Origin of the sequence: Kitasatospora sp. NPDC059722 (assembly GCF_042733235.1) — a bacterium.
Classification (GTDB): domain Bacteria; phylum Actinomycetota; class Actinomycetes; order Streptomycetales; family Streptomycetaceae; genus Kitasatospora.
This window is the reverse complement of sequence record NZ_JBHWGD010000107.1, coordinates 18,185-22,056: the sequence shown is the minus strand read 5'-3', so window position 1 is coordinate 22,056 and position 3,872 is coordinate 18,185. Positions and strand designations below refer to the sequence as shown.

General features: G+C 73.5%; 1 protein-coding gene and 1 pseudogene (1 of these 2 cut by a window edge). One reads left to right on the top strand and one right to left on the bottom strand.

Going from position 1 to position 3,872, the window contains the following annotated elements:
• Nucleotides 1–105: 105 nt before the first annotated feature.
• Complete coding sequence (locus ACFV4F_RS37420; protein WP_380509528.1) at nucleotides 106–1,680, bottom strand: N,N-dimethylformamidase beta subunit family domain-containing protein; 1,575 nt, start codon at nucleotides 1,678–1,680, stop codon at nucleotides 106–108.
• A gap of 403 nt (nucleotides 1,681–2,083) precedes the next feature.
• Between ACFV4F_RS37420 and ACFV4F_RS37415 the strand changes: the two are divergent.
• Nucleotides 2,084–3,872 (top strand): annotated as a pseudogene (locus ACFV4F_RS37415) (amino acid transporter); it runs 203 nt beyond the window's last position.

Here is a 3,872-nt window from a genome sequence, read left to right as displayed (position 1 = left end):
GGGGGGGGGGGGGGGGGGCCGGGGGCCGGCCCGGCCCCGGGGCCCCGGCCAGCGGGCGGGTGCGGCGGCGTCGGAGGTCGGTTCGACCGCGATGGACCGCCGGGGCTACTTCCCGCCGTAGACGGCGGCGAGGTTGTCGCTCGCGGGGTGGGTGCGGCCGGCCGGGCCGGCGGCGAAGGCGCGCAGGACGTTCTCGGTGACCTTGCGCACCAGGTCGCCGGCCTTGGCGTCGATGCCGTGGTCGGTGCCGGTGCCCCCGGGGCCGCGCGCGTCGAGCGTCTCCACCCAGCGCATCGTCCCGGTGGCGAACACCCCGGCGCCGCTCGGGACGGTGTAGTAGGCGGTGTCGGCGTGCGAGCGGCGGCCCTCGCAGACGACGGGGGAGTGGGCGATGACCTCGATCGGGCGTGGGACGGGGAAGGCGGTGTCCACCTTGTCGTACTCGACGCCGACCAGGTGCGGGAAGGACGCGCCCGCGGCGACGCCGATGCCCGCGAACGCCCAGTGGTCGGGCGCGCCGACGACGTAGGGCGCGTCCACGGGGTAGCCGTCGTAGATGACGCCGAGCATCGAGCTCTCCGGGTCGGCGCCCGGGCCGGTGCGGAAGTCGGTGGTGGCCGGTGCGCCCGCCTGGTACCCGGGGTCGCTCGCCCAGGCGTCCTTGTAGCAGACCACCGTGCGGTCCGGCCCGAGGTCGGTGGGCTCGAACCGGACCCGGCGGAAGCAGCAGTTCGCCCCCAGGAAGGCCACGTTGGTGCCGGCGTCCCGGGCCGCGACGACGTTGGCGCGCTGCTCGGGGGACCAGTACTCGTCGTGACCGAGCGACAGGACGGCGGTGGCGCCGCGCAGCAGCGCGGGCTCGCGGGCCACGTCGATCCCGGTCGTGTACGCGTGGGGGTTGGCGAGCTGCTCGGCGAAGGAGACCAGCGGCGCCTCGTAGACCAGGAACAGCCCGGCGCCGTGGTCGTAGTCGTACGGGCGGTCGAAGACGACCTTCAGCGAGCGGGTGGCGAGGCCGCCGGTCGGGCCGTTGTAGAGGCTGTACCCGCCCCACTCGTTGTAGGCCTGCCACGTCGCCGGGGCGCTCACCACGACGGTCCGCCCGGCGGTGACGGCCGAGCGGACGGTGAGCGGGACGTAGCGCTGGCCGGAGCCGTCCTCGGCGTCCAGGCGCAGCAGGTACGCGCCCTCGGGCCAGCCGGCCGTGTCGACGGCGAGGGTGCGCTGCCAGCCGGTGAGGACGGTGCGGGTCGTGCCGTCCACGTGCGGCGCGGGCTGCTTGGCGCCCGGCACGTGTTCGCGGCGCCACACCAGGCGGGCGCGGGCGCCGCCGTACCAGCCGATCCGGTAGGCGGACACGGTGAACGCGGCGGCCGGTGTGGAGACGTGGAGGCCGACGGGTTCGCCGGGCAGGACGCTGACGCGGTCGGCGAAGCCCTCGATGGCGCCGGCCGGGCCGGGGTTGGTGATCTCCCAGTCGGCGTTGCCGGGCAGTGACTGCTCGGGCCGGTGGTCGTCCTTGAGGCCGGCCCGCTGCGGGGTCGCGCCGGCGGGGTCGGGGGAGGGCGCGGGGCTCGCGGGTTCGTCGGAGTGATGGGTGCCGCAGGAGGTGAGGGCCGCGGCCATCAGGCTCAGACCGAGGACCCCTCGTCGGCTCGGTTCCGCCCGCTGGTCCGCCACGTCGGCCTCCCGGTTGCCCGTCTCGGTGTTCTCTACCCGCTCGCCCGTGCGTCAAGGCGCGCGCACATCCTCACTCTTTCCGGTCATGGTCTCGCACCCGCCGCGCCGGGCGTGCGACGGGTTCGCGCGCCCTCGCCGCACGTCCCGCGCCCGTGCGCCACCGGAGAGGGCCGTCCGGGGGCTCCCCGGCGCGTCCGGTCGCGCGGCTCCGCGGCGGCGGCGGTCCGGTCCCTTAGCCTGACCGGGCCGTCCGCCCGGCGGCCAGGGGGTCAGGAGCCGTGGCGGCCCGGCCGCGTCATCGACACATCGACACGAGTCATGGACAGGGGTGTACGTGGTTTCGTCGGGTACGGCCGACCCGGGGGTGGCCCCTCCGACACGCGGCACGAGGTTCCGGGCCTGGATGCTGGAAGGCCTGGCGGACATGGCCAAGCAGCACCCCGGGCCGCACGCGCAGGCCCCGCACGAGAAGGGCGCGGCCTGGTGGCGCGTCATGTGCCTGACCGGCCTCGACTACTTCTCCACCCTCGGCTACCAGCCCGGCATCGCGGCCCTCGCCGCCGGCCTGCTCTCGCCGGTCGCGACGGTCGTGCTGGTGCTCGTCACCCTCTGCGGCGCGCTGCCGGTCTACCGCCGGGTGGCCGTCGAGAGCCCGCACGGCGAGGGCTCGATCGCCATGCTGGAACGGCTGCTGTCGTTCTGGCAGGGCAAGCTCTTCGTGCTGACGCTGCTCGGCTTCGCCGCCACCGACTTCATGATCACCATCACGCTGTCGGCCGCCGACGCCACCGCGCACCTGATCGAGAACCCCCACCTGCACAGCGCCCTGTCCGGCAAGCAGGTGCTGCTCACGCTGATCCTGGTGGCCCTGCTCGGCGCGGTGTTCCTCAAGGGCTTCAGCGAGGCGATCGGCCTGGCCGTCGTGCTCGTCGCCGTCTACCTCGTGCTCAACGTCGTGGTCGTCGTCAACGGCATCTGGCACCTGTTCAAGACCCCGCACGTGTTCGGCGACTGGACCGACGGGCTGACCGCCGAGCACGGCAACGCCTTCGCGATGATCGGCGTGGCGCTCATCGTCTTCCCCAAACTCGCCCTCGGCCTCTCCGGGTTCGAGACCGGCGTCGCCGTGATGCCCCACATCGAGGGCGACCCGGACGACACCGAGGAGAAGCCGACCGGGCGGATCCGCGGCGCCCGCAAGCTGCTCACCACCGCGGCCGTGATCATGAGCGTCTTCCTCATCACCACGAGCCTCATCACGACGCTGCTCATCCCGAAGGATGCCTTCAAGACCGGCGGCCCGGCCAACGGGCGGGCGCTCGCCTACCTCGCCCACGAGAACCTGGGCAGCGCCTTCGGCAGCGTCTACGACCTGTCGACCATCGCCATCCTCTGGTTCGCCGGCGCCTCCGCGATGGCCGGGCTGCTGAACCTCATGCCGCGCTACCTGCCCCGCTACGGCATGGCCCCGCACTGGGCGCGCGCCGTGCGGCCGACGGTCATCGTGCTCACCCTGATCGCCTTCCTCGTGACCTGGATCTTCGACGCCAACGTCGACGCGCAGGGCGGCGCCTACGCGACCGGCGTGCTGGTGCTGATCAGCTCCGCCGCCGTCGCCGTCACCATCGCCGCCCGCAAGGCCAGGGAGAAGCGCTGGACCGTCATCTTCGCGGTGATCGCCGCGGTCTTCCTCTACACCACGGTCGTCAACGTCGTCGAACGGTCCGACGGCGTGAAGATCGGCGCCTGCTTCATCGCCGGGATCATGCTGGTCTCCTTCCTCTCCCGGCTCAAGCGCGCCTTCGAACTGCGCGTCACCGACGTCGTCCTGGACGAGACGGCCGAGCGCTTCGTGCGCGACTACACCCACCGGCCGCTGCGGCTGATCGCCAACGAGCCGAACAGCCGCGACCTCGCCGAGTACCGGGACAAGATCCGCCAGATCCGCGCCGACAACGACATCCCGGCCGAGGACGACCTCGTCTTCGTCGAGGTCACCGTGCTCGACCCGTCCGACTTCGAGGCCGAACTGACCGTCCACGGCGAGGTGCTGCACGAGCGCTACCGGGTGCTCGCGCTGGAGAGCTCCAGCGTGCCGAACGCGCTGGCGGCCCCGCGCCGCAGCGTCAGCCACCCCCGCACCCCCCGCCCCCCCCGCACCCAGGCGCGTTGAGCGATCCCACCCCCCCCAC